The following is a 21,798-nucleotide window of genomic DNA, read 5'->3' as shown; positions in this document are numbered from 1 at the left end:
TTCAGCTCATCAAAAACCCGCTGCCCAGGTCCGCCAACTCTGGAGCAGTCTGCATCATCTCGTACCGGTCGGCCCGGATAGTGCCCGCCACAATCAGCGCGGGTGCGGCTCCGTCCCGAGTGCGGAGTAGTAGCCGGCCTAGGAGCCGTAGGAACTGGGTTGCTTGTGGTCCCGCGTCCACACTGAAAAGTTCCTCCGCCTGATCCAGCGGCAAAATCAGCGTTGGTTTCGGCGTCGTTGGCACGTCCGCCGGCAGCCGGGACGCTGCCGCCGATCTCGCCTCTTCCAACCACTGCAGGAGCGGTTCCGAGTCGACAGCGACACAAGCATCCTTGATTTCCGCAAGTACTGGTCGGTCCATTCCCAGACTGCTGCGAAGAGCATGGAGTGAGTGGGCGAAGCCACGCTCCCCGGTCAGCGCATTGCGCTCGGGGCGCATGACCTCCAACACCGCAAAGTGGCGGTCGTCCCGTCTTAGCCGGGGCAATAGGCCTGCCCGTAAGAACGACGACTTCCCGGCGCCAGAAGGACCCAAAATCATGAACAGCGACTCGATGCCGGAACTGCGCATGCCACGCAACTCATCTAAGCCCCTGACAATCTGTCCGTCGCGGCCAAAGAACACCGCCGCGTCCCATTCCTCCAGCGGTTGCCAGCCTCGGTAAGGTGCCCGGTTCGGATCATTCGTTGGAGGCCATACAAAATGCTCAGCACCGATCCCTGCCTTGCGAAGACCCCTGTATAACCGCTGGAGGCCTTCTGTCTGGAATGCGACGAAACGGTTCGTGCCATCAACCGGAATCTTTGTGCTTAAGCCCTCACCGAAGAGGTCGCATCGCTGCCATTCCCCAGTGATACCCCCTTCACTGAGGGGCTCCAGCCGGGCACACAGAATGAGTTTGTTGAGGGACTCCGCCGTGCGGAACTCGGTTCTGCATTCGGCCGAAGCTTCCCAGTCTCGCGAGAGCAGGCAGATCACTGCCTCACACCGTGCATTAGACCGCCGGAGTGCTTCCTTCCACCGCTCGCCGGGCTGGATCCCGGTTACAGGATCCAAATCCAAAAAGATCTCACCTTCGAGGCTAAGGTCCTGCTCGACCAGCCAACGTTTCAACGCTACAGCCTGAAGAGTGTCGCGACTCGAATGACTAAGGAATACGCGTGACATATGAACACTCCCGATTCAAGATTCTTCTCGGCGGATGAGCGAGCCCTTGGCGTCATCGGCTCGAAGGCCGGCTCGGTAATGCCTTGAAATCCGACGCCACAGTAACGAGCCCACGGGCGCCCACGATTCGGATCACCGCAAAAAGCCGCGGCAAACAGGTAAAATAGGTCGCGCCGTAAATCCGCTCAGGTCCGAGCACATCGTCCAACCGGGAAGAGCTTCTTCCCTTGGCGTCAATGTTGCACCCGTGACCATTTCACGGCAATGACGGGTGGGAGCGGAGACGCCCGGCTTAAACTGCTCCTGCGGATGGATATATGGCTAATGCCTAATCTCGTGCATGGCTACAAGTCGCTAGAATGGAGCTCTGGAAATCCTCCGAGTTTCGGATGCACCTTAGCGAGCCGGACAAGCTGAGACAGAAGGCATTCCCGTTACCTCACGTCAATAGGTGCCGGACGGCTGCTTCGTTGCCTCATAGGTGTTGACCTAGTTGTCGCGAGGCGGGTTTTTGCTTGGGTGGGGTTTTCCAGTTCGCCGGTAAGGCCAGGATCTGCTGGGACAATGCTGCGGGTTTGAGGCGTTGAACTCGGCGTTCATGGCGATGACGCGGCGCTTCCGGGTCCCTGGTTTGTGATAGCGCGTTGATATGGCGTGAGCGCGGCGTCGGCCCAGTGCGTACTGCAGCGCCGCGAACACCCATTTCTGGGCCTTGTTCGGCAAGACCGGTTCACGGTCCACTCCGTCGCGATGTCCGTTACGGTCAGCGTGAGGCAAAACTGCCACGAGGCCACCCCGCACTCATGCCCGACCAGATCGAGAGCCTCAATGACCCTGGGCCCGCAGCGCCCGCGCCCGGTGCAGGCTCCACCACTTCATCAAGGTCTCCAGCCGGCTCCCGTGGGCATACGCCCGCGCCTTGATCACCGTGACGGCCTCGCGCTGGCGTATCGTCAGTCCAATCCCTCAAGGATGTCCGTGTCCGTGCCTTGCCTCTTCCTGAACCTTTTCCAATGAGGCAACGTATCCCGCTACAGGGACCTTTCGCATGAGTCAACACGGCATCTTCCGGTGCACTGCGGCGCGTGCTAGCCTCACCCCTATAGTTTCATCTAGCGGTCTCACCATACGGTCCGGGTCACCCTGACCGTCAATGGAACGAGGCGCGTGCCAATGGAAACTGCGGACTTGAACAGAGAAACCGTGCTCCGACTTCCTGTCGTGCACTTGCTCGATTTGCTGCTCAAAGTATTGCTTGCCGTCGTCATCGCGGCAGGCCTGACCGGCGCCAGTAGCCCCGCCCCATCGCCAACGCCAAGTATGCAAAGCGGCATGGAGGGCACCAAGGCAGCCTTGGTCCGGATCGAACTTGTCGCAGTGGCGGAGATTGCACACATCGACCACTCCAGCGGAGAGGTGGAAATCGCCCGGGGCCGTTCCATAGTGCCATTGCGGTCCGCCACCGGGATCCTGCTCTCTGCTGACGGGATCGTGGCGACTACGTGGGAGAGCCTCGCCCTCGACGAGGACACCGTCGCCGCATACGCCGCAAATGAGCTCTTTGCTGCAAAAATGCACGTGCCGATTCTCGGCAACAACGGAAACCGCGCCCGTCGGGGCTACACTCCGGACCCTCATTGGGGACCGCATCTTCAACACTGCTATAAGCAGGTGACGCACTGCGTCCTCTTCAGCGTGGCACAATACCACGTGCGAACATACACGTCCAAGCCTGGAGACGTTGTCGCCGAGCTGCTCAACACGCCGTCTAAGCCCAACGACGTCGCGCTTCTTCGAATCAGCGGGGGTGGCGCTGCGCCAACCGCCAGCCTCGCCCCGTCAGCCCCAGCGCCCAAGGTCGACGGCATGCTGCTTGGCTTTACGCAGCGCCCGACCCCGAAGGTGGCTCCAGTTCAGCTTCCCACCAAGGTGGACGCGACAGCTGCCCGCATTCAGTCCGCTACAAACCTCGCCGGGCCACTGCTCGCCGGTGTGGCGAGCGGTCCGGTTGTCGATCGTGCGACCGGACAGGTCCTCGGCCTCGCAGGTTCGCGCCTACCTGATGGTGGGGCCGCTCTCGTACCCGCCGCCGCCATCCGAGCGGCACTGGCGAAGACCGGCCTCCAAGCGTCGCCTTCGAGGTTTGACGCCGTATTCCGCCGGGGTATCGACCATCTGGTGGCAGGCAACCAGGGCGGGTCGGCAGAAAGCGCGTTGGCGGAGTCTTTGACCTACTTCGACTCAGCCCTGGCAACGACCCGACTCGCCGAAGCCCGCGCGCTAGGGGCCAAACAGTCCTCGACAGGCCAGGCACAGGCAGCGGGGGACAAAAACACGGCCACCTCATTACCGGGGCCGCTAGTTCCCGTTCTCCTGGGCGCCCTGCTTCTGGCGATTATCGCCGGAGCCATGGTGCTGGTGCGGAGGAGAGCCGCGTTGGCCACTGCTTCTCCTGCTAGCGGGAGCCGCCCCGCGGCCTCTCATCCTCCAGCCGCCGGAGCCTTCAGGGCTGGGTCGCATGCCCCAGACCACTCCCGAGCGAGCGTAGAGCGAACCGAGTTGACGAAAGATGCAGGGGACAACGATCGGCGGGCCAGCCGGGGCAGGAATCACTCCGTTCGAACTGACGCAGGAGAGCATCACAGCCCCGCGCAGCCACAGGCGCTCATGTATTTCGCTACACCCCCGGCCCCGGAATCGAAGCCTAATGCCCACGCGAGCGCACAGCCAGGCGCGGGCGAAACGCGCTTTGCAGGTCCGCTTGCACCTCGTGCCGTCGGCGAGGTGCCGGCGTTCTGTTTCAGGTGCGGCCGGCAGGTTCAGGCGGAATGGCGATTCTGTGTCAGTTGCGGCCAACGGATAGGTTGAGCCATGGGTTTGACACCCAACTACCTCGATCCAGGGACGGAGCTGGCTGGCTACCGGGTTGAGTCAATGATCGCCCGAGGCGGGATGGGCGTCGTGTACAGGGCATTCGACGTCCAGCTCAACCGCCCCGTAGCCCTAAAGCTCCTCGCACCAGAGCTCGCGGCAAATGCCAAGTTCCGGCAACGGTTCGTCCGCGAATCTCGGCTAGCCGCCTCCGTGGACCACCCGAACATCTTGCCCATATACGGCGCGGGAGAATCGTCCGGATTGTTGTACATTGCTATGCGCTACGTGCGGGGCACGGATCTCAAAGCGGAAATCGAAGACCGTGGCGCCCTGCCGTTGGCCGAAGTGATGCGCATCCTCACAGACACGGCCTCCGCACTGGACGCCGCGCACGCGGCTGGGCTCGTGCATAGGGACATCAAACCAGGCAATATCCTGCTTTCCGACGACCGCACCTATGGTCACCGGCATGTCTACCTAACCGACTTTGGCCTCACGAAGCGAGCCACCTCAGCGACCGGTGTTACGACCGCGGGTCACTTTCTTGGCACGTTGGATTACGTCGCCCCCGAGCAGATTCGCGGCGATGACGTTGACAGCAGAGCCGACGTTTACGCCTTGGCCTGCGTTGCTTACGCGTTGCTGGCAGGCCACCCGCCGTTTGATTACGACGACGACTCCGCGCAACTGTGGGCACATATGACGGAGGAGCCGCCGTACCTTTGCGCGGAACGGCCGGAGCTCCCCTCCGTGATCGGACTCGTCATCCAGGCCGGCATGGCTAAAAACCGGGACGACAGGCCTGCCTCGTGTGGCGCCCTCATCGGCATGATGGACACCCTCCCGAGTCCAACGGCCTGGCCGTCCCCCGACCCGCACAGCGTCCGTGCGGGCGCCATCCAGGACAGAGAGTACGACGCCTCAGCTCGACACCCTGGAGCAGCCCCACCGCGTCATAGACTGCCGGCCCAGTCGCTGCATCCCGTCGGGGGCGCCCGGCCAAGGCGCGCCTGGCTACTTGGCTCCCTGGTGGCCGTGCTCGTCCTGACCTTCGCAGCCGTTCTGGTTCTCACGCAGTTGCCCCCCGCAGACGACCGAGTCCCCTTCAGCGCTGAGGGCGTCCCTTACACACTCGAAGTCCCCAAAAGCTGGACACCCCGCAGCCGGATGGGGGGTGATAGTACGGTCAGTGTTCTGTCTCCTGCAGACGTCACTGCGCTATTCGCTGACGAGCCGGACGCCCCTGCAGTTGTCGCCCGCGTCGCAGGCCAGGACCCCGCCAGCGTCGTAGGGGTGACCATCTACCACCAGGCCGCGGTGGTCAGTGGCCAATCCCCAGCTACTCGCGTCGGCGTCGCCGAGGCACTTCTTCCCGGCCAAGACCCCCGCTTGGCAGACCGTGGTCGCACTAAAATCGGGGAGGTCGAAGCACAGGTTATGGAGGGGACGCTTCCCCTATCGTCCTCCGTTACCCTGCAGGTGCGCGTCTGCATCTTGGAGACGGATCCGCGCCAACTCCTCGTGTTCTTCGCGCCGACGTCGCTCTTCGAGAAGAGCAGCCCGGTCTTCGACAAGGTCGCCGATTCCCTGCGTCGAACAAGGTGAGGCAATGCCATGACTGACCGCACGACTCCATCCATGAGCGGAGCTTCGCTGCACATCCGCCTGAATGGGCATGACTGGAGCTTTCCGCCTGCACGGGCCATCGAAGTGGGTAGAGGACCTGAAGCCGATGTACGCCTCGATGACGAACGTGTAAGCCGTGGACACGTGCGCATATGGCATAGCGACGACGGTTGGTGGGTAGCCGATCAGACCAGCCGAAACGGCACGTGGATTGTGGGGAGAGAGCAGGCCATGGACCAGCCCGTGCCGCTCCGTCAAGAGGGTCTGCGACTGCGCCTTGGCGCGCTGGATGGACCGGAGCTGCTCCTCCGTGCCGAACCGTGGCGGCAGCCCAGGAAACAGCGGGTACTCACCATAGGGCGGTCGCGATCGTCGGACATTGTTGTGGACGACCCCCTGGTGTCGCGGCGCCACGCCACAGTGGCGGTCCAGGAGTCAACAGTCCTCCGCGACGAAGGCAGCTTCAACGGCACCTTCCTGAATGGGGAGCGGCTCCGTGGTGAAGTCGAACTCCGCACCGGTGACCAAATCGGGGTAGGCTCGAGCACGCTTGTCTGGAACGGCGCCGACATTGCGGCGCCTTCAGCCCATCGTCCGGTCTTTAGCGCCCGCCACTTGGAAGTCACGACAAAAGCAGGCGACCACCTACTGGACGATGTGGCCGTGACCGTGCCGGCCGGCACACTCGTAGCAGTCATCGGGCCGTCCGGTGCAGGAAAATCTACGCTTCTGGGCGCACTCACCGGCTTGCAACCAGCGACCCGAGGACACGTGACCTGGAACGGTCGGGACCTCTACGCCGAGTACGCCCAACTCCGGTTTCTGGTGGGCCTGGTGCCGCAGGAGGACATCCTCCACCGCCAACTCACGGTGCGGCGCGCCCTGCATTTCGCTGCGCAATTGCGCCTGCCGCCCGATACGAGCGCCACGGAGCTGGAGGAGCGGGTTGACCAGGTCATCGCAGAGGTAGACCTGACAAAGCAGATGAACCAGCGGATCGACTCTCTGTCCGGGGGGCAGCGCAAGCGAACGTCGATTGCTTTGGAGTTGCTCACCGCCCCACAGCTGCTATTCCTGGACGAGCCGACCTCCGGACTTGATCCCGGACTCGACAAGCAAGTCATGGGCAGCCTGCGCTCACTAGCGGACGCGGGACGCGTCGTGCTGGTGGTCACCCACAGCGTCCTCGCCTTGGACGTGTGCGACCGCGTGCTGGTCCTCGCCCGAGGTGGACGGGTAGCGTTTTTCGGACCACCTGCCGAAGTGCTCCCGTTCTTCGGCGTGGACAACTACCCCGCGGCTTTCGCGTCCCTAGAGGACCAGACATGGGCGGGCCGGTATGCCCGCTCGCCCGCCCGCAACGCTTACTTAGGACGTACAACTAGCGCAGTCGTTTCGCTTCCGGCGGGTGAGTCGCCCCCGCCGCCGCGTGCCGCCCCTGTACGCCAGCTATGGACGCTGCTCCGCCGCAATGCGGCGGTCGTCGCGGCGGACCGGCTCTTCGTCGTCCTCCTCGTCGGCATGCCGATGCTGCTGGCCTTGATGGCGCATGCTTTTCCTGGCAAAGCAGGACTCTCCATCAGTCAGGCCAATGGCGATTTCAACCAGATCCAGCAACGACTGATTGTCCTAGTCGTCGGAGCCACGCTCATGGGCACGGCGCTCGCTGTACGGGAGTTGGTTGTCGAGCGGCCTATCTACAGGCGGGAGCGGGCAGTCGGCCTTTCCCCCGCGGCGTACCTGCTTAGCAAGGTCTTGGTTCTCGGAGTGCTGGTCGCTTGTCAGTGTGCAGTCTTCACTGTGCTGGCGCTTCTCGGACTCCCAGGTCCGGACGACGCTCTCGTGGTGGGTAACGGACTCGTCGAAGTCGCCGTTGCGGTGGCAGCTGTTGGCATCACAATGACAGTAGCTGGCCTCGTCGTCTCGGCTGCTGCGACGTCGACGGAGCAAACCATGCCCGGACTTGTAGCTTTGGTCATGGCGCAACTTGTCCTGTGCGGTGGACTGTTTCAAATAGCCGGACGTGTCGGCTTGGAACAGGTGTCGTGGCTGCTGCCTGCACGGTTTGGGTACGCCGCGACAGCTGCGACCACGGGCCTCCAGAAGCTACCCGTGCCCGAGACCGACCAGCTGTACGACCCAACCGCCCAGCAGTGGCTCATCGACATAGGGTTCCTGGGCCTCCAAGCCTTGGCATTCCTCGCGCTTGCGGCCTGGGCACTTCATCGCTCAGTAACCCGAAATGCATGGAAATGAGTTCGCAGCTGACGGCTCCCCCGTGTTTCCTCTAGCTGTTGCGCTGACCCGCTAATCAGCCTCGCTGCCTCATTGGTCCGGTTCGTAGCGTGAATTGAATCTTTCGGCGGTCATAGCGTAGCCGTCCGTCCCGTCTTCGTTGTTAAACACGACGACGTCGCCCCTGTTGTAGCTGGTACGGCCTTCCTTTGTAGCGACACTGCCCGCTTCCCTTGCAACCTCCGCCCAAACGGGGCTGCACTTAACGTAGGCGCCTCGATGGATTTGACGGTAGGTGGCAGCGAAGACGTCCGCGTCGACGGTGTGGATGTCGCCGTCGTCGTCCACCAGCCAGTCACCGGGCTTGCACTGCTGTTCGCCACCCCACTTGCGGTAACTGAACCCATCGGTATCCAAGCGCAAAGGAATAGCGATGACGTACTGGTCCGGTAGGCGTCTGTAGCGGCGAAGCTCCCGCATGAGTGGTCCCTTCCGTTTACGCCAGTGGCAGGTCAAAAACGGTGCCAAAATCAGTGTCCCGCACATCGCGTGACGCGGCCAGCCTGCCCAACCGGTAGAGCACGTCCATATTGCCAGGCGCATCCATGGCGCTAAGCGAGGCGGTGTCCATTGCGGCGACCTTGGGGTCCAGGGCATGGAGGCAACTTGGACGCAAATCCACGTTGTACCGTAGGTAATTCATCAACGGGGCCCCATTAATAAGATCGCGGCTCAGCTCCCCCAGTTCTCGATCCATTGTCCTCGCAGTTGGGCTCGCGGACATCCATTGCAACATTGTCTCCTGCAGCACTGCACAGTCCTGCAACACCGACATCAGCGCCCGCACTGCGTGGCTGGCGGCCAGTTTGGCCTTCCCTACGGCAGGGTCAGCCATTCCAGTGCCGATCGATACGAGCAACAGCTTATCGGCGCCGGTCTCCCAACACACGCGGTAGCCTTCCAGCGCGGCATACATGAGCGCCTGAAGTGCAGGATTGTTGAAAGGACTTACGCCGCCATCAACGAAATTGCCCGTCACAGGGCTGACGCTAGGTCCACCCATGATGGTGATCGATTCTGGTTCAAAATACGAGGGCGCGGCCGTAGACGCGCGAACAACCTGCCACAGAGGATATTCGCCGTTGCCCATTCTGCCGTTGTCGCCAGCACCAAAGTACCGGCCTCGGGGGTTGTTGCTCACCGGCCAGGGGCTGCCACTGTCCAGACGTTTGATGACAACCAACAGCCCGGTCAGCAACCGCGGGCCACCCAATGTGGTGTCCTCGCCGAAGAGGTCCTTCAGCTCGGAGACAAGAGCTTGCTCGTCGTATCGGGCCCGCAAAGTAAGCTGGCGGAAGGGGCTTCGCTTAAAGACCCGCTGCCCGAGACGGAAGTACATATCCCTGACTTCGCCGACGCTCCTGCCTTGGGCAAGAGCCGCCGCGATGATCGCTCCCGTTGATGTCCCTGCAATCAGATCAAAGTAGTGGCAAAGCCGGAAGCCTTCGCCACCACCGTGGCGTTCCCGCAACAGGCCCTCAATCTCTTCCAAAATTCCCAGGCTCAAAATGCCCCGCAAGCCGCCGCCGTCAAGTGCAAGAATGCGCTTCGGTCTGCCATTACTGCGGAAATGATCATCCCTGCTTAGTATCTGGTACGGCATAAGGCGACTTTCCTATATTCAGCCGGGTGCGGAGATCGTAACGGTCGTCTGGCAGACTGCCCTTGTAGGATTCCAGAATAGCTGGGTTCAAGCACGGTAAACCTTCCGAATTCACTGGCTTACAGCCGAATACATGAAGTGCCTAGTCTCATGATCATCGAGCCTGGCCCCCAAAATCGGATCAGCCGCACACGTCATCGTGGTCACGACTCAAGCTCCGATTATTGTCTTAGGCGGACTTTCCAGCCCTACAGTCGAACGGCGAGCCGGTTGAGTAGCCGGATGTGGAGCCAGCCTGTCTCATATGTTCTTGAGTCACTCGAGTAGGATTGCCGGGCACGCGGTCTCCTTCAAACACTGGCTGGTGAGCAAGACCCGGTCTTGTATAGCTCGTGGAACGGTGGAAGGACGCGTTGTTTCGGGCCAACGAACGATGCGGTGCCGTGATTTGCTTTCTTTCGCCGAATTAGACCGTTTCCCGGAATTGCTAGCCGAGCACTGAATTGCAGAGAACCTGAGCAAGGTGATTCTCTGCGCCCGGCTCGAGCCGCTGCAGGCAACTCACCGGAGAGTGGCAGCGCTGCGATCTGTTTGGCCCCGGAGCCGCAACTGAAGCGGCCGTAAACCACAAGGACGGACCAGTGGTCTTTCTCCAGGAGTGCCTGCAGGTTCCCCTCGGGTCTGCTCCGGGGAGGGATCACCGCCGAGCTTTTCCCTCGGCCACCGGGTCAGACAGCTTCCTGACTTGTTCGCGGAGATGGTCGCCTAGTCACGGGCGTAGTGAAGACGGAGTGGTACGCCCGTTGCCTGTCCCCGGGGGCGTTGCGCGCGGTAACTTGCGCGCCAAGCTCACACGAATCCTCAGGCAGGAAAAACGCAGAGTCGATCCGGCTAAGCCCTTTCGCGCTTTCTGGCCTGGTCCACAAGGTCAGCCGCCCACGGGCGGTATCCATGCTGTAACACCACGCCTTCGGGCAGCCCCTGGACGGCTACCGTCGAACCGGAGACGTCAATAGTGATCCGGTCATCGGCTATGGGAGCGTTGGAGATGTGCACGGCCCCAAACGACTCCGGGAGCACGGGATTCATCCAAAGGCCGCCCAAAGCAACGTCCGCGTAGTACCCCATCAGGCTTTTGACGAGCATGATGGGAGCGGTAGCAGCCCAGGCTTGGGGCGAGCAAGCTGTGGGATAGGGGACGGGTTCATCAACGTGCTCACGGTCGAAGCCACAAAACAATTCCGGAAGGCGGCCGTCTGAATACTCGGCGGCTTCCAACAAAGCCGTCGCAATCCGTTGCGCTTCCGCATTGAATCCGTAACGCAGCAGGCCGGCCACGATGATCGCATTGTCGTGTGGCCAGACCGACCCGTTATGGTAACTCGCAGGGTTGTACGCGCCCATGTTGCTTGCCAAGGTCCGCACGCCCCAACCGCTGAACATCTCAGGGGACATCAGCCTCTCGACCACGAGCGGCGCCTTGTCCTCATCAATCAGTCCGAACAACAGGCCGTGGCCCATATTGGAGGCGCAGGCATCGACGGGTCTCTTCTTCCCGTCCAAGGCGATGGCATAGTAACCGCGATCAGCCAACCAGAATTTTTCGTTAAACTGCCTCTTTAGCCGGGCGGCACGGTCCTTGTACCTGTCGGCCAACTCCACGTCGCCAGCGTCACGGGCGAGCCAGGAGCGCGCCAAATAGGCGCTATACACGTAGGCCTGGACCTCGCACAGCGCGATCGGCGCCTCAGCCAAGGTGCCGTCCGCGAAATTGATCCCGTCCCACGAATCCTTCCAGCCCTGGTTGATCAGCCCCTGGTCGTTGAGCCGCTTGTACTCAACGAAACCATCCCCGTCCTTGTCCCCGTAGCTACGGATCCATTCCAGTGCCCTGTCCACGTGAGGCATCAAGGCGGCGATGGTTTCGGCGGCGAAGCCCCAGCGGCTGACTTCGCCGAGTAGAGCCACGAATAGCGGCGTGGCGTCTACACTGCCGTAATAGGCCGATCTGCCACCCAAGGCCAACCCGCTGGAGACACCGAGTCTGACCTCGTGCAGGATCTTTCCTGGTTCCTCCTCGGTCCTTGGATTCACCGCGCTGCCTTGACGGTCAGCAAGCGTTTGGATGGTCCCGATGGCCAGAGACGGGTCTACTGGCAGGGCCATGATGGAAGCCCACAAGGAGTCCCGCCCGAATAGCGCCATAAACCATGGCGCGCCGGCAGCCACGACGTTCCGCTCTGGATGGGCAGGATCCTCAATCCGAAGTGACCCCAGATCGTCGTAGCTGCGCCGCAGAGTCCGTTCGAGGGAGCGGTTGCCTATGTGTAGGACCGGAATCTTGGAGACCCATTCCTGCCGCCGCCGGTCTTGGGGGGAAACACCCTCTCCGTCAGGATGAACAAACACCATTGGGGAGCCATCTGCCTCGATGATGGGCATTACGGTCAGGACCGTCGTCCAATATCCGTGAGGCGGTACGTTCACTCGATAGCTAATGGCCTCCGGCGTGATGTCTGCACCGGGGGCACTGACCGCGATGCCTTTCCGAATGTCTTGGGAGAAAGCTCGGATTGTCAGGGATCCGCCAGTTGCTTCCCGGAGCTTCTCCCAATGCCGATGGATATGGGCTTCCTTTACCTCGAAAAGGTCAGCGAAGTCGACCTCGGCGTGGAGGGAAACGGTGCAGTCGGCAGGGGCAGGTGAGTAATTTCGGACGGTGACCTGCTCCGAAATTCCGGTACCTAGCTCGCGAAGTCGTTCGACTATCAGCGGGCTGTCGGTGTACCCGTCGGAGCGGCGAACGCGCCCGATAATGAGGGCACGGTAAGGCTCCGTTGTCTTGGCAGTGAGCGGCTCCAAGGGCTCACCGTTCACGGTTAGAAGCCACCGGGACAAGATACGCGTGTCTTCGAAGAAAACCCCGTGCGGCTGCTCCGGCTGAAGATCGCCGTTGGCCGCTGAAATGCAAAAGGACGAGCCTTCCACCAATGTGAGCGTACCGGCGCCCAAGGGCCCGGCCGCCGTATCAGCATTCCATCCCGCCATCCCGGCTCCTTCAAGGGATTTCTTCAGTGCGAGCACTCCTGCAGAAGGCAGTCAGTTACCTACCGGCCGATTCCAGCCTTCATTGTCCCACTGAGGCTACGCCCCCACATCAAGTGATGCCAGAGGAGGATGCTGTGACTCACAAGAAGCCTCGTGGCGCGTGCGCGGCCTAGCAGGTGGGCCTCCCGGCCAAGGCTTTGCAGACTCTGCAGAGCGGCATATACATGGAGGATGAGATTGATGGTGCTCGGCCCCAAGGCTGTGGCGAAGCAGCTGGCTAGGTCGTACCCAGCCTGTTTTCGGGTCCGTAAGTGCCAGGTCCAGGACGCGGCCCGGGCTGAGCCGACCGGCCAATATTGGGGTCATATGCTGAGAGTGCTATGTCATGCCCTTGGCCCGACAACCACAACAAGTTAAATGTGTGAACGCGACATAGAACACTGCTGTCGCCGCGCCCGCGCGATCGGGCAAGGCTAATTATCCATGCCTGAACCCTCCTGTGGCTACGGGCGCTGCCGGACTCCATTGCATGAAAGGTTGGAACGGACCTGCCCCCGCAGGTCCGTTCCAACATGTTGTTCAATTCAGGCCAGGTGCCACTGGTATGGAACCTTATCTCTCGCGGCCGTTTAGCGATGAATGATTGCAGTGCTGCTGTATACCGGGGTGGACCAAGGAGACCAGTGGCCGTTCTTGTACACCCGGTACGACACCTTTTGATAGACCTCCTCTGTCCTGTCAAAGATTCCGAAGTCCGTACGTTTCAGGACGTGTGTGCTCTTAAAAGTGAATGTCCCGCCGTATGGAAGAAATTTGCTGAAATATGATGTTCCCAGGGAGTCGTCCCTGTCCGGCCAGTTGTCTCGTTCCCACCGTTCCTGCTTGACCTGCACCAAGCCATGAGACGGGATATACACCTTGCCGGCATAAGCCACGAACTTTGGCCAGCCTGCGGGAGTTATCACTTCATAAGGCCCGTAAGCCGTGATGTGGCCTGTGATAATTAGGGACGATGCCTGTGCTGATATAGACGTCGGCTCGGCACTCGCAGCCTGCGCTGGCGTCGCCGCCGCAGCAGCACCCGCGGCGAGGCTTAACGATACGGCAGAGACCAGCGCGATCTTGGAGCCTAGGACTCGATGAGTTTTTAGAACCTTTGTGACGAACACGGTGTTGCTCCTGGAAATGAGATATTGAAAAAATTTGTTCGACCTGCTGCGACCAGATGCGTGGAGCAGCTATCTTGTGTTATTTGGATGGTTTTGCTCTTTTACTGAGCTTCAATACCGGCTGCTTCTCTGGAACCGGTACGTCCAGTCTGCGATTGCACCTAGAGCCCTCGCTTCCGTGCTACCACTGTTGGTTCAAGCCCGCTTTTGGCCCTTGTCGTGCATTCGTGAATGGCTAGCAGGCTGCCCACCGCTTCAGCGGCCCCTTTTGGCCATTTCACCCAGCGCCCAGGTAGTCGTGAGAAATGAACCGTGGATGCGGATCGGATTTCCCTTCAGTCACGCGTCTGTCTCACGCAATCCCTTCGACGAGGGTCGACTGACAGGTGGTGACTCTCATTGTCCGGTGCCAAAATGCGTGCTGGCACGGATCCTGACCTGTACGTCTAAAGGCACTATGGACCTAGCAAGAGGCGCGGATAAGCCAAACCAGTTCCGTTGCCATCGTCCCTAGCAGTTCGAAGGAGCACGTCGATGTTGTCTACTCCTGAAGCGGTGAGCACCATCTGCCAAGGGCACCGAGGGGATGGCGGGGACCCCGGCCAATTCCTGGACCGTTACTGGACCAAGAGTCAACTGGAGGCTGCGGCCGAGATGGATAGACGCGTCCAGCGGCATCCACAGCACATGCTTGCACGAGTGGCCCTTGCCAATTATGCGAATTCTTTTGGCCTCGATCGCATCAAAGCCAGCGTTGCTCGGTCTCTGGGCAGCATCTCGGGCACTCATTACGTCGTCGCGGCGCTGCATCTGGCCCACCTGACGCTGTTGTTCCCGCACGCACTTTCCTCTACCCAGCAGGCCCTCCTTTTGTGGCGCCGTTGGAGGCGGATAAAATGGCGCAGGCGCCTAGTAATGATGATCTAGCAGGGGTAGAGATCGCTGCCTGATGCTGCTTCCGAGACCAAGGCACGGGTCAACTATTCACCTCCACGTCGCGCTCCGACACCACGGAGGTAGGTGAGAACGGCCAGCACCCGTCTGTGGTCCTCTGGCTCAGGCCTCAAGTCGAGCTTAAGGAAAATACTCCGAATATGGGCCTCTACGGTGCGCTCCCCTAGAAAGAGTGACTTGCCTATGGCCTGGTTAGTTCGCCCTTCAGCCATAAGCTCAAGGACGCTCTTTTCGCGGCTCGTAAGCTCATCCCCCGGATCGTGACCCTTATGCGGACGCGCAATCAGCCGACTGACAAGGTCGGGGTCGATAGCTGTGCCGCCGGACGACACGCGATGCAGGGCGTCGATGAATTCGTCAACGTCGGATACTCGCTCCTTAAGCAAGTAGCCCAATCCCTTGGCTCCATTTTTCAGTAGGAACATGGCATTTTCCGTTTCGACGTATTGGGATAGTAGAAGGACGCCGAGCTCAGGGTATCTGCTTTTCAGGGCTTCAGCAGTGTGGATGCCTTCAACGCTGTAACTGGGAGGCATGCGGATGTCCACGACAGCCACGTCAGCGCCGTATTTGTCAATGATCTCCAGCAACTGTTCCCCGTCAGCAGCCTCACCCACGACGTCAAGTCCCTCCGACTCCAGCAGGGCGGATAGCCCGCGGCGCAGTAAAGCAGAGTCATCAGCAATAGCAACTCGCAACGTCATAACTGGTCACCTTCCGGGTCCGTGGAAAAGGGTAGAACGGCACGAATCGTCGTCCCTTTGCCCACAGGGCTGTCGATTGACAATGTACCGCCGAGTGCCGCTGCGCGGTCCGCTATGCCCAGAAGGCCCCCGTCCGGTCCCGGCTGCGCGCCGCCGATTCCGTTGTCCACTATCTCCACTCGGATCGCTGTCTCGTTTCCATCGATACAGATCGCCACCGAAGCCGCCTTCGCATACTTGGCAGCGTTAGTAGTAGCTTCGGCGCAGATGAAGTAGGCAGCCAATTCCACAGGAGCCGGCAGCCCCGTGCATCCGCGAATATCCAGCTTTATTGGCAGTGTCGATCGTTCCGCGAGGGCAGTGATGGATCCCGCCAAGCCCCGTTCCCGCAGCGAGGGAGGGTAGACGCCCCTTGCTAGTTCGCGCAGTTCGTCAAGGGCGTCCGTAAGCTCAGCCTGCGCTTGTTTGACCAGACACCGTATCTCTTGGGAATCTGTCGTCCGCTGGGCCCGTGCTAGCTCCATCGACACTGCAACCAAGCGCTGCTGGGCTCCGTCGTGAAGGTCCCGTTCAAGCTGACGTCGCCGGGAGTCTCCAGCCGTTACGATGCGCTCTCTGGAGCGGCGGACCTCAATTAGCTGATCGCGGAGCTGTTGTTCCATCTGTTGGTTTTCCAGTGCGAGAGAGGTTGCGCTGCGCACGGCAGCGAGCAACTGCGGTTGGTCCTGGAGTGCGTCGTCGAAGACTAACGCGCCTATGGGTGTTCCGTGGCGTTCGAGAACCATGCTGGCCCGGCCAGTTGAGCGATCCGGCAGTGTTTGTGGCTGTCCCCGGTCGTCAATAAAAGTCGCTTGGTCGGGCAACCAGCGCAGCAGTGTGAGGGTCGGGTCATGTACGGCTCGGCGCAGTGCGCCAATGAGTCTGTCGCTTACCGGGGCGGAGCCGACTTCGACCATGAGGTCACCGAGGGCCCCTCGTGCGAACCGGTAGCGCCATAGGCCGAACAGTACCGCCAGCGGAACTATGGCAGTCGCAGGATATTGCCAGAGGAGGGCTTCCCAGGACAAAGATCCAGATAGTTGGATTACTGCAAGTGAGACCCATACAGTGGCCGCTGTCTTGACGATTACGGCTAGCCACAACGGAAGGAATGCGGAACGGTATGCCTTCGTTCCTGCTCGCAAGCGGGCAACCAGCACGCCTACGATGGCGACTCCCACCGAGACCTGAAATATGCGAACGGTGTTCCCAACAGCGGTCATGATTGTGGGACTGTCCCAGAGAAGCAACAGATTCCGGGACGTAGATTCGCCGACCAAGACGTGCAGGCGTGGATCAAAGAATGCCCAACCAGCAATGGGTGCGAAGAACCAGGAAGCGTAGAAGAATTTAACCGCGGCCCTGTCAGCGCGACCGCGCAGCACTCCGGATGGAAAGCTGAGAGCCAACTGCAGCAGCGGCGGCTGGTACATCAGCGTCAGGGTGATGCCGAGCGTGAATGCCAGTGGGTCGCTGGATCTGCGAATGCCGGATATGAGCCACAGCCATCCGGATACGCACAACAGCACTCCGGGGTTTCGCGTTGGTCGGCTACGCCAAGCCGAAATGCCAGCCACAACGAACGCAAGACCCACTCCCAGGAATAGCACCAATTCTAGAAAAGAAAAGGGGGCCCTGTTTGGGTGTTCTCCCCACCGGACCACACCTTGGGCATTTAAACCCAGGGTACGTGCTGGATCTTGAAGGGCCACAGGAGACCAATCAACACAAACCAGGACGACTATCACGAGGCCCGCAGTAATTGCGACCACGGAAAGCAGCTGCTTTAGAGTCATGTTCAATCTCCCCTGAAAGCGCGGCCCGGATCGAAGGCCAAAGCTTCAAGACGACGTCATGCACCCCCCAGCCACCTGGTCACTTGATGAGGTCAGCAACGGGAGGTCGCCCCCTCGCAGCGGACCACAAACAATCGGTTACTGCCCTCCCTTCCGCTAGATGAGCGAGAGAGATGTCTCCGACGAGAGTAGAAGCAGGGAATGGTGAGTCCGTTGTATCACCGGGCATTAACCACGGCAATAGGTCACGTTTGACTAAATCCTCAGGCAAGCTGCACTCGCTTCTGTGCCGGACTTCGGGCGGCTCAGATCAGGACGTCTGTACTTCTGCACGAGCTACCAGCCGGTGCGGAGCTCTGGTCACCGTCAACTCGTGCATCTTGTCTCAAGATGCTTGGCCATGGCGTTCAGAGCTTCGTTCCACCGTGTTGTCAGCGTCCTCGCATTCAGCGGTTGAAGCAGGCCGTTCAAGACCCTCTCGACTGCGTCATACGCCGCGCTTCTTAAGTGCTCTCGCGCCGCGGGGCTGGTTGTGTCTGCCATTGGCAGGGGGGGCCTCACAGCGCCACTTGTACCGGACGCCAGTTTTTGGGTCTCGGTGGATGCCGGCCCGCCCATTCGGTTAGCAGCGCCGCGAAACATGATGCTCATCATTCGGTAGTCCTTGAGAATACTTTTGGTCGAGGTGGTGCCGGTGATCCGGTTCACCTCCATGTTCCGCGTACGCTATGGCGCGCACTTCCGTGCCAGCACGGTCTTTTGGAGGGGGAAGATTTCGGGGTTTGCAACGAGAAAGGGGAGCAACATTAGCCAGGAAACTATGAGTCCGGGAACGTAGGTTTCCTAGGGGGCAGACAGCTGAGGCTGGGCGCCCCAGTTTTTCCGATAAACCGTTCGGGTTCCGCAGAATGGAGAGCCTCCCTATTGGGATTCCCACGCCAGAGTCACGGTGACAGCGCCACTTTGAACCTGGACAAACCCCTGCCTAAAGGTGAGGCGAAGGGCTGGGCGTTTCACCGGTTTGCAGCAGCATGGAAACCCACCTTCGTGGCGGGCTTGCGTGATTCGTCCTCGTAAACCTTGGCTCCCCTGGCCCCGCCATCTGGAACCTGGTTACAGGCAAAGCCCGGCGGGGCTGCTGCGTGCAGCGGTGCCGCGGAAGCGAGCGAAGTGCGGCCAATGCAATCAGGGCGAGCACTGTGGTCATAACTGATATCACGCGAAGCGATCTAATGGGGGTTTGCGTAGCCGTCATTTCCTTCCCCTTTTGGAAAGTCGGCAGTGCGCACTCCGCTAGGGGCGCCGCCTGGCGCCCTTTGACGCTCTGCGCCGAAAGTTCATTCTCGGCGCGGTTTTCTGCCGACCCCTCTCTAAGGCTTCACTGGGCACCTGTAGCAGCCTGGCGTGCGGAAGCTCTCCAGGCGTTATAGGTTCGGCATGTAGGTTACAAGGTGTAAGGGGTGAGTGTTTGAACAAGGAGATGCCAAACCCCGTGGCCTTCACGGCTGTTCCCAAGCTCCTGCCGGGTGATCGAGTCGCGATCTTGTCCCCGTCATTCGCCGCGCCGGGTTTCGCTCCGGTTGTTCACGAGCGGGCCATGCTGCGGCTTATCGCTGAGACGGGGCTTATTCCTGTGGAGTACCCCACCACCCGCACTCTCGGTGCGCGAGCCGAGGACCGCGCCGCCGACATCAATGCGGCCTTCGCTGACCGCACAATTCGCGGGATCATCACGACCGTCGGGGGTGATGACCAGATCACTGTAGTCCCCCACCTAAACGCGGAGGTCGCCACCGCTGACCCGAAACCGTTCTTCGGCTACAGCGACAACACCAACATCCTTAACTGGCTGTGGTCCTTGGGCATCCCCGAATATTACGGCGGGTCAACCCAGATGCACCTGGCCAGGCCCCCACATCGATGACGTACATCTCGCCTCCCTCCGTGCTGCCCTCTTCGAAGAAGCGCATCTGAACATCCCAGATCCGGGTGAGTCCGAGGACTTCGGGCCTGACTGGCGATCTCCACGCGCTCTGACCGACTTCGGGCTGCGCGAACGCACGGAACCGTGGGTTTGGGCGGGACCGAGGCGGGTAGCAGCGGGCCGGACTTGGGGCGGATGCTTCGAGGTCATTGACCAGCTGGCGATTGCGGACCGGCTACCTCCGCTCGAGAACCTCCAAGGGACGATCCTCCTCCTGGAATCCAGCGAAGAAATGCCGGCGCCAGCGTTAGTTAGAAGATGGGTCCGGGCGCTGGGAGAACGAGATGTCCTTACCGCCGTCGAAGGAGTGGTAGTCGCACGACCTCCTATGAGTAATCACGAACTCGTGCCACTCCTTGGCCAACGGAAGCAGCGCCGCGCTGACCAATACGAAGCGGTTATCACTCAGGTCACTCGCTACAATAAGCACGCTGTCATCTGCGCTGGGGTCCCTTTCGGCCACACCCGCCCGCAGTGGATTCTGCCGTACGGCGGGTCCATTCAGCTGGACGGCCACACGCAGGCAATCACCGCTGACTACGGCTTCGTCAAGCAGCCCGGCTAAGCGGTCATTACATTAGATGGCACAGGCATTTCCTACCCCAGGCCGTCCCTGCGCACGCCGGAAAGTTCCTGCGGCCGCCTGTGGCTCATCCCGTCCGACTAGTGCCGTGGGCCACACCCGCTCCGCCAAAACTGGCTTGACGACGGATGTGACTCAAAGCAGCGTGCCTGAGTGAAAAGCGGCCTAGGTGAGGCTGAGGGAGTTTTGCCTCGTTTTTCTGACCTGAGCGTAACAAACAACTGAACTACGAACGCAGCACACTGGAATCGTGGTCGATTCGTACCCGGCGTGGGCCTGCTCCGGATCGCGCTTTATACAACGGCGCCGAGTGGCAGGAGTGCCGCAGGCGGCACTCCTCCGAGTGCTGCCGACAACTCCGCGGACCGGTCCTTCGCCGCTTGCTCGGACGGGGTCATGTGGACCGGCTTGAGCGCCTTGACGATACCGTCGCGGTGCTGGCGGCCGGCGTAGCGGAAACTGTTGCGGATCAAGTGCACGATGCACTGCTGCACGACCGTTCGCTCCACCTGCTCGTGATCGCCTCCGGCAGGCCCTGAGCCCATCGCAGACGGCGATCAACACGTCTTCCACGCCCCGGAAATTGGTCCAGCAGCCCGCCGGCCCATCAGGCTCACACCCTGTTCCTTGGCCTGCGCGAGCAGCCGTTCCGCAAGGTCCTTCTGATCGATGATCTCTCCCGTCACAGAATCGATCATCATCCCTGTCCTCTTTGTCGTGGACTCTGACACAGCCGTCTCCTTTGGATCAGGCGCGGAACCAATACACCGTTATTCAGACAGTCCCAACCCCGGCGGGCATCTTGACATGATTCCTCGGGGGATCCGTGGCAGCACGGGCAAAAGTACCGTACTGGCACGGATGAAGGCTGAGGCCCTCCAAGAGAGGATGAGAATGTAGGGCAAAATACCGGGCAAGCAGCTCCGGCAATTGGAGCGGTTATCAAAAACAATCAGGAAGAGAATTATGAGCAAGAACCGTTTTGCAGCGTTCGCTGCGGGAACATTGATTACCGTAGCGTCAATAGGGTTGGTGGCAACGCCAGCCGAGGCCGACACAACACGTGCGGGCTGCACAGTGTTGAAGCCGGCGGGTCCAAAGTACGTCGGGCGTGACAGCAGTAATCGACCAGTTGTCGAGTGGGTCGTGAAGGGCACGTGCAGCAAAGGTCGCATCATCCGCGTCCAGCAACAGCGTTGGGAGGAGGACGATCCCAAAGGACTCGGTCGCGGTGACGACTACTTAGGTAGCCACTACCCCGATTGGGTGATTTCGTTCCAGAATCGGGGCGGAAGTTTCGTGCGCACCTACCGCACTCTGGTCCCGCAAACGTGGGACGCGGGAGGCGGGAAAGAAGGCAATGAGGAGCTGTACCAAAAGGTTCGATTCCGGGTGAAAGAAGGTCTGACCACTTCCGCTTGGACGCCGTGGGAGCGAGGCGGTGCCAGCTGGATCTTCCACTGACTGCGGACCATAAGGCATCAAATAAGTCTTATTGAAAGACCGTGAAAAAGTTTGTTCCGTTGGTGGCCGGCGGTTGCCCCGATCCGGCCACCAGCCCTGCGGGAGTCGGGTGATATCAACAAGCGGCATCATGATAACGGCATTTGCCAAGCAAGAGTGTACTGAATTTTTATCGAACTAGTAAAAAGATCATTCCACCAGGCCACATAAGAATCAAGCAAAAGACCAGCGCCCTCGATGTATACCCCTCACGCTTCGGAGCCTTCGCCCTTCGCGTATGGCACCTAAATCAAGTCACTCTACCGGGCTTACACCGACGCCACCTTCAGGACCCTCAAGCAGCGGACCCCCGCCGAAGAGCACCTTGGCTTCCAGGGCCCAGTGATCCGCGGCGTTGTCGGCGACAGCATCAAGGTAGTCTTCAAGAACAACCTGGACCGGCCGGCGTCGGTCCATCCACGGCGTGTTCTACGACAAGAGCAGCGAGGGCG

General features: G+C 60.6%; 14 protein-coding genes and 1 pseudogene. 5 read left to right on the top strand and 10 right to left on the bottom strand.

Annotated features, from left to right (window positions below; genetic code table 11):
- Window position 1: 1 nt before the first annotated feature.
- Window positions 2–1,168: a toll/interleukin-1 receptor domain-containing protein gene (locus ARGLB_RS22355; RefSeq protein ID WP_003799883.1), complete on the bottom strand. Its 1,167-nt coding sequence runs from the start codon at window positions 1,166–1,168 to the stop codon at window positions 2–4.
- 2,871 nt (window positions 1,169–4,039) lie between these two features.
- Here ARGLB_RS22355 and ARGLB_RS05540 point away from each other — a divergent pair.
- Window positions 4,040–5,647, top strand: coding sequence for a serine/threonine-protein kinase (locus ARGLB_RS05540; RefSeq protein WP_003799879.1), 1,608 nt, complete (start codon window positions 4,040–4,042; stop codon window positions 5,645–5,647).
- Window positions 5,648–5,656: 9 nt separating this feature from the next.
- Window positions 5,657–7,924: an FHA domain-containing protein gene (locus tag ARGLB_RS05535; RefSeq protein WP_139023269.1), complete on the top strand. Its 2,268-nt coding sequence runs from the start codon at window positions 5,657–5,659 to the stop codon at window positions 7,922–7,924.
- A gap of 69 nt (window positions 7,925–7,993) precedes the next feature.
- Here ARGLB_RS05535 and ARGLB_RS05530 read toward each other — a convergent pair whose 3' ends face one another.
- The 6 genes from ARGLB_RS05530 to ARGLB_RS05505 form a co-directional block, all read right to left on the bottom strand.
- Complete coding sequence (locus ARGLB_RS05530) at window positions 7,994–8,320, bottom strand: hypothetical protein (protein WP_245531481.1); 327 nt, start codon at window positions 8,318–8,320, stop codon at window positions 7,994–7,996.
- A 79-nt stretch (window positions 8,321–8,399) separates the two neighbouring features.
- Window positions 8,400–9,566: a patatin-like phospholipase family protein gene (locus ARGLB_RS05525; RefSeq protein ID WP_003799874.1), complete on the bottom strand. Its 1,167-nt coding sequence runs from the start codon at window positions 9,564–9,566 to the stop codon at window positions 8,400–8,402.
- 891 nt (window positions 9,567–10,457) lie between these two features.
- Window positions 10,458–12,614 carry an amylo-alpha-1,6-glucosidase gene (locus tag ARGLB_RS05520; protein ID WP_003799871.1) on the bottom strand — a complete coding sequence of 719 codons (2,157 nt, stop codon included), beginning with the start codon at window positions 12,612–12,614 and terminating at the stop codon, window positions 10,458–10,460.
- 629 nt (window positions 12,615–13,243) lie between these two features.
- On the bottom strand, window positions 13,244–13,783 hold the full coding sequence (locus ARGLB_RS23150; protein ID WP_003799869.1) for a hypothetical protein: 540 nt from the start codon (window positions 13,781–13,783) through the stop codon (window positions 13,244–13,246).
- 980 nt (window positions 13,784–14,763) lie between these two features.
- Entirely contained in the window at window positions 14,764–15,441 is a 678-nt protein-coding gene (locus tag ARGLB_RS05510) for a response regulator transcription factor (RefSeq protein ID WP_003799866.1), read from the bottom strand.
- Window positions 15,438–17,009 (bottom strand): sensor histidine kinase, encoded by a 1,572-nt coding sequence (locus ARGLB_RS05505; protein ID WP_245531480.1) that lies wholly within the window; start codon window positions 17,007–17,009, stop codon window positions 15,438–15,440. Before ARGLB_RS05505 ends, ARGLB_RS05510 begins: the two co-directional genes overlap by 4 nt.
- A 1,747-nt stretch (window positions 17,010–18,756) precedes the next feature.
- Here ARGLB_RS05505 and ARGLB_RS24360 point away from each other — a divergent pair.
- The gene (locus ARGLB_RS24360; protein WP_306302336.1) at window positions 18,757–19,200 is read left to right on the top strand and encodes an LD-carboxypeptidase; all 444 of its coding nucleotides are present in this window, start codon (window positions 18,757–18,759) and stop codon (window positions 19,198–19,200) included.
- Window positions 19,151–19,825, top strand: coding sequence for a S66 peptidase family protein (locus tag ARGLB_RS24355; RefSeq protein WP_306302338.1), 675 nt, complete (start codon window positions 19,151–19,153; stop codon window positions 19,823–19,825). The genes ARGLB_RS24360 and ARGLB_RS24355 overlap by 50 nt, the downstream gene beginning before the upstream one ends.
- Before the next feature lie 341 nt (window positions 19,826–20,166).
- On the opposite strand, the pseudogene ARGLB_RS24495 reads toward ARGLB_RS24355, so the two are convergent.
- Together ARGLB_RS24495 and ARGLB_RS23515 are read right to left on the bottom strand one after the other, a co-directional pair.
- Window positions 20,167–20,422, bottom strand: a pseudogene (locus ARGLB_RS24495) (transposase); the annotation flags it as partial.
- Window positions 20,401–20,544, bottom strand: a complete 144-nt coding sequence (locus tag ARGLB_RS23515; RefSeq protein ID WP_175304962.1) for a hypothetical protein — start codon at window positions 20,542–20,544, stop codon at window positions 20,401–20,403. The gene ARGLB_RS23515 and the pseudogene ARGLB_RS24495, both read right to left, overlap by 22 nt.
- A gap of 265 nt (window positions 20,545–20,809) precedes the next feature.
- Here ARGLB_RS23515 and ARGLB_RS05480 point away from each other — a divergent pair, with 265 nt between their 5' ends.
- Complete coding sequence (locus ARGLB_RS05480; RefSeq protein ID WP_003799853.1) at window positions 20,810–21,307, top strand: hypothetical protein; 498 nt, start codon at window positions 20,810–20,812, stop codon at window positions 21,305–21,307.
- 294 nt (window positions 21,308–21,601) lie between these two features.
- Here the strand turns inward: ARGLB_RS05480 and ARGLB_RS23820 are convergent, their stop codons facing one another.
- On the bottom strand, window positions 21,602–21,763 hold the full coding sequence (locus ARGLB_RS23820; RefSeq protein ID WP_217491530.1) for a hypothetical protein: 162 nt from the start codon (window positions 21,761–21,763) through the stop codon (window positions 21,602–21,604).
- Between the last annotated feature and the right edge of the window lie 35 nt (window positions 21,764–21,798).

The organism is Arthrobacter globiformis NBRC 12137, from assembly GCF_000238915.1.
In the GTDB taxonomy this organism is placed as follows: Bacteria; Actinomycetota; Actinomycetes; order Actinomycetales; family Micrococcaceae; genus Arthrobacter; species Arthrobacter globiformis.
This window is presented reverse-complemented; position numbering and strand designations above follow the sequence as displayed.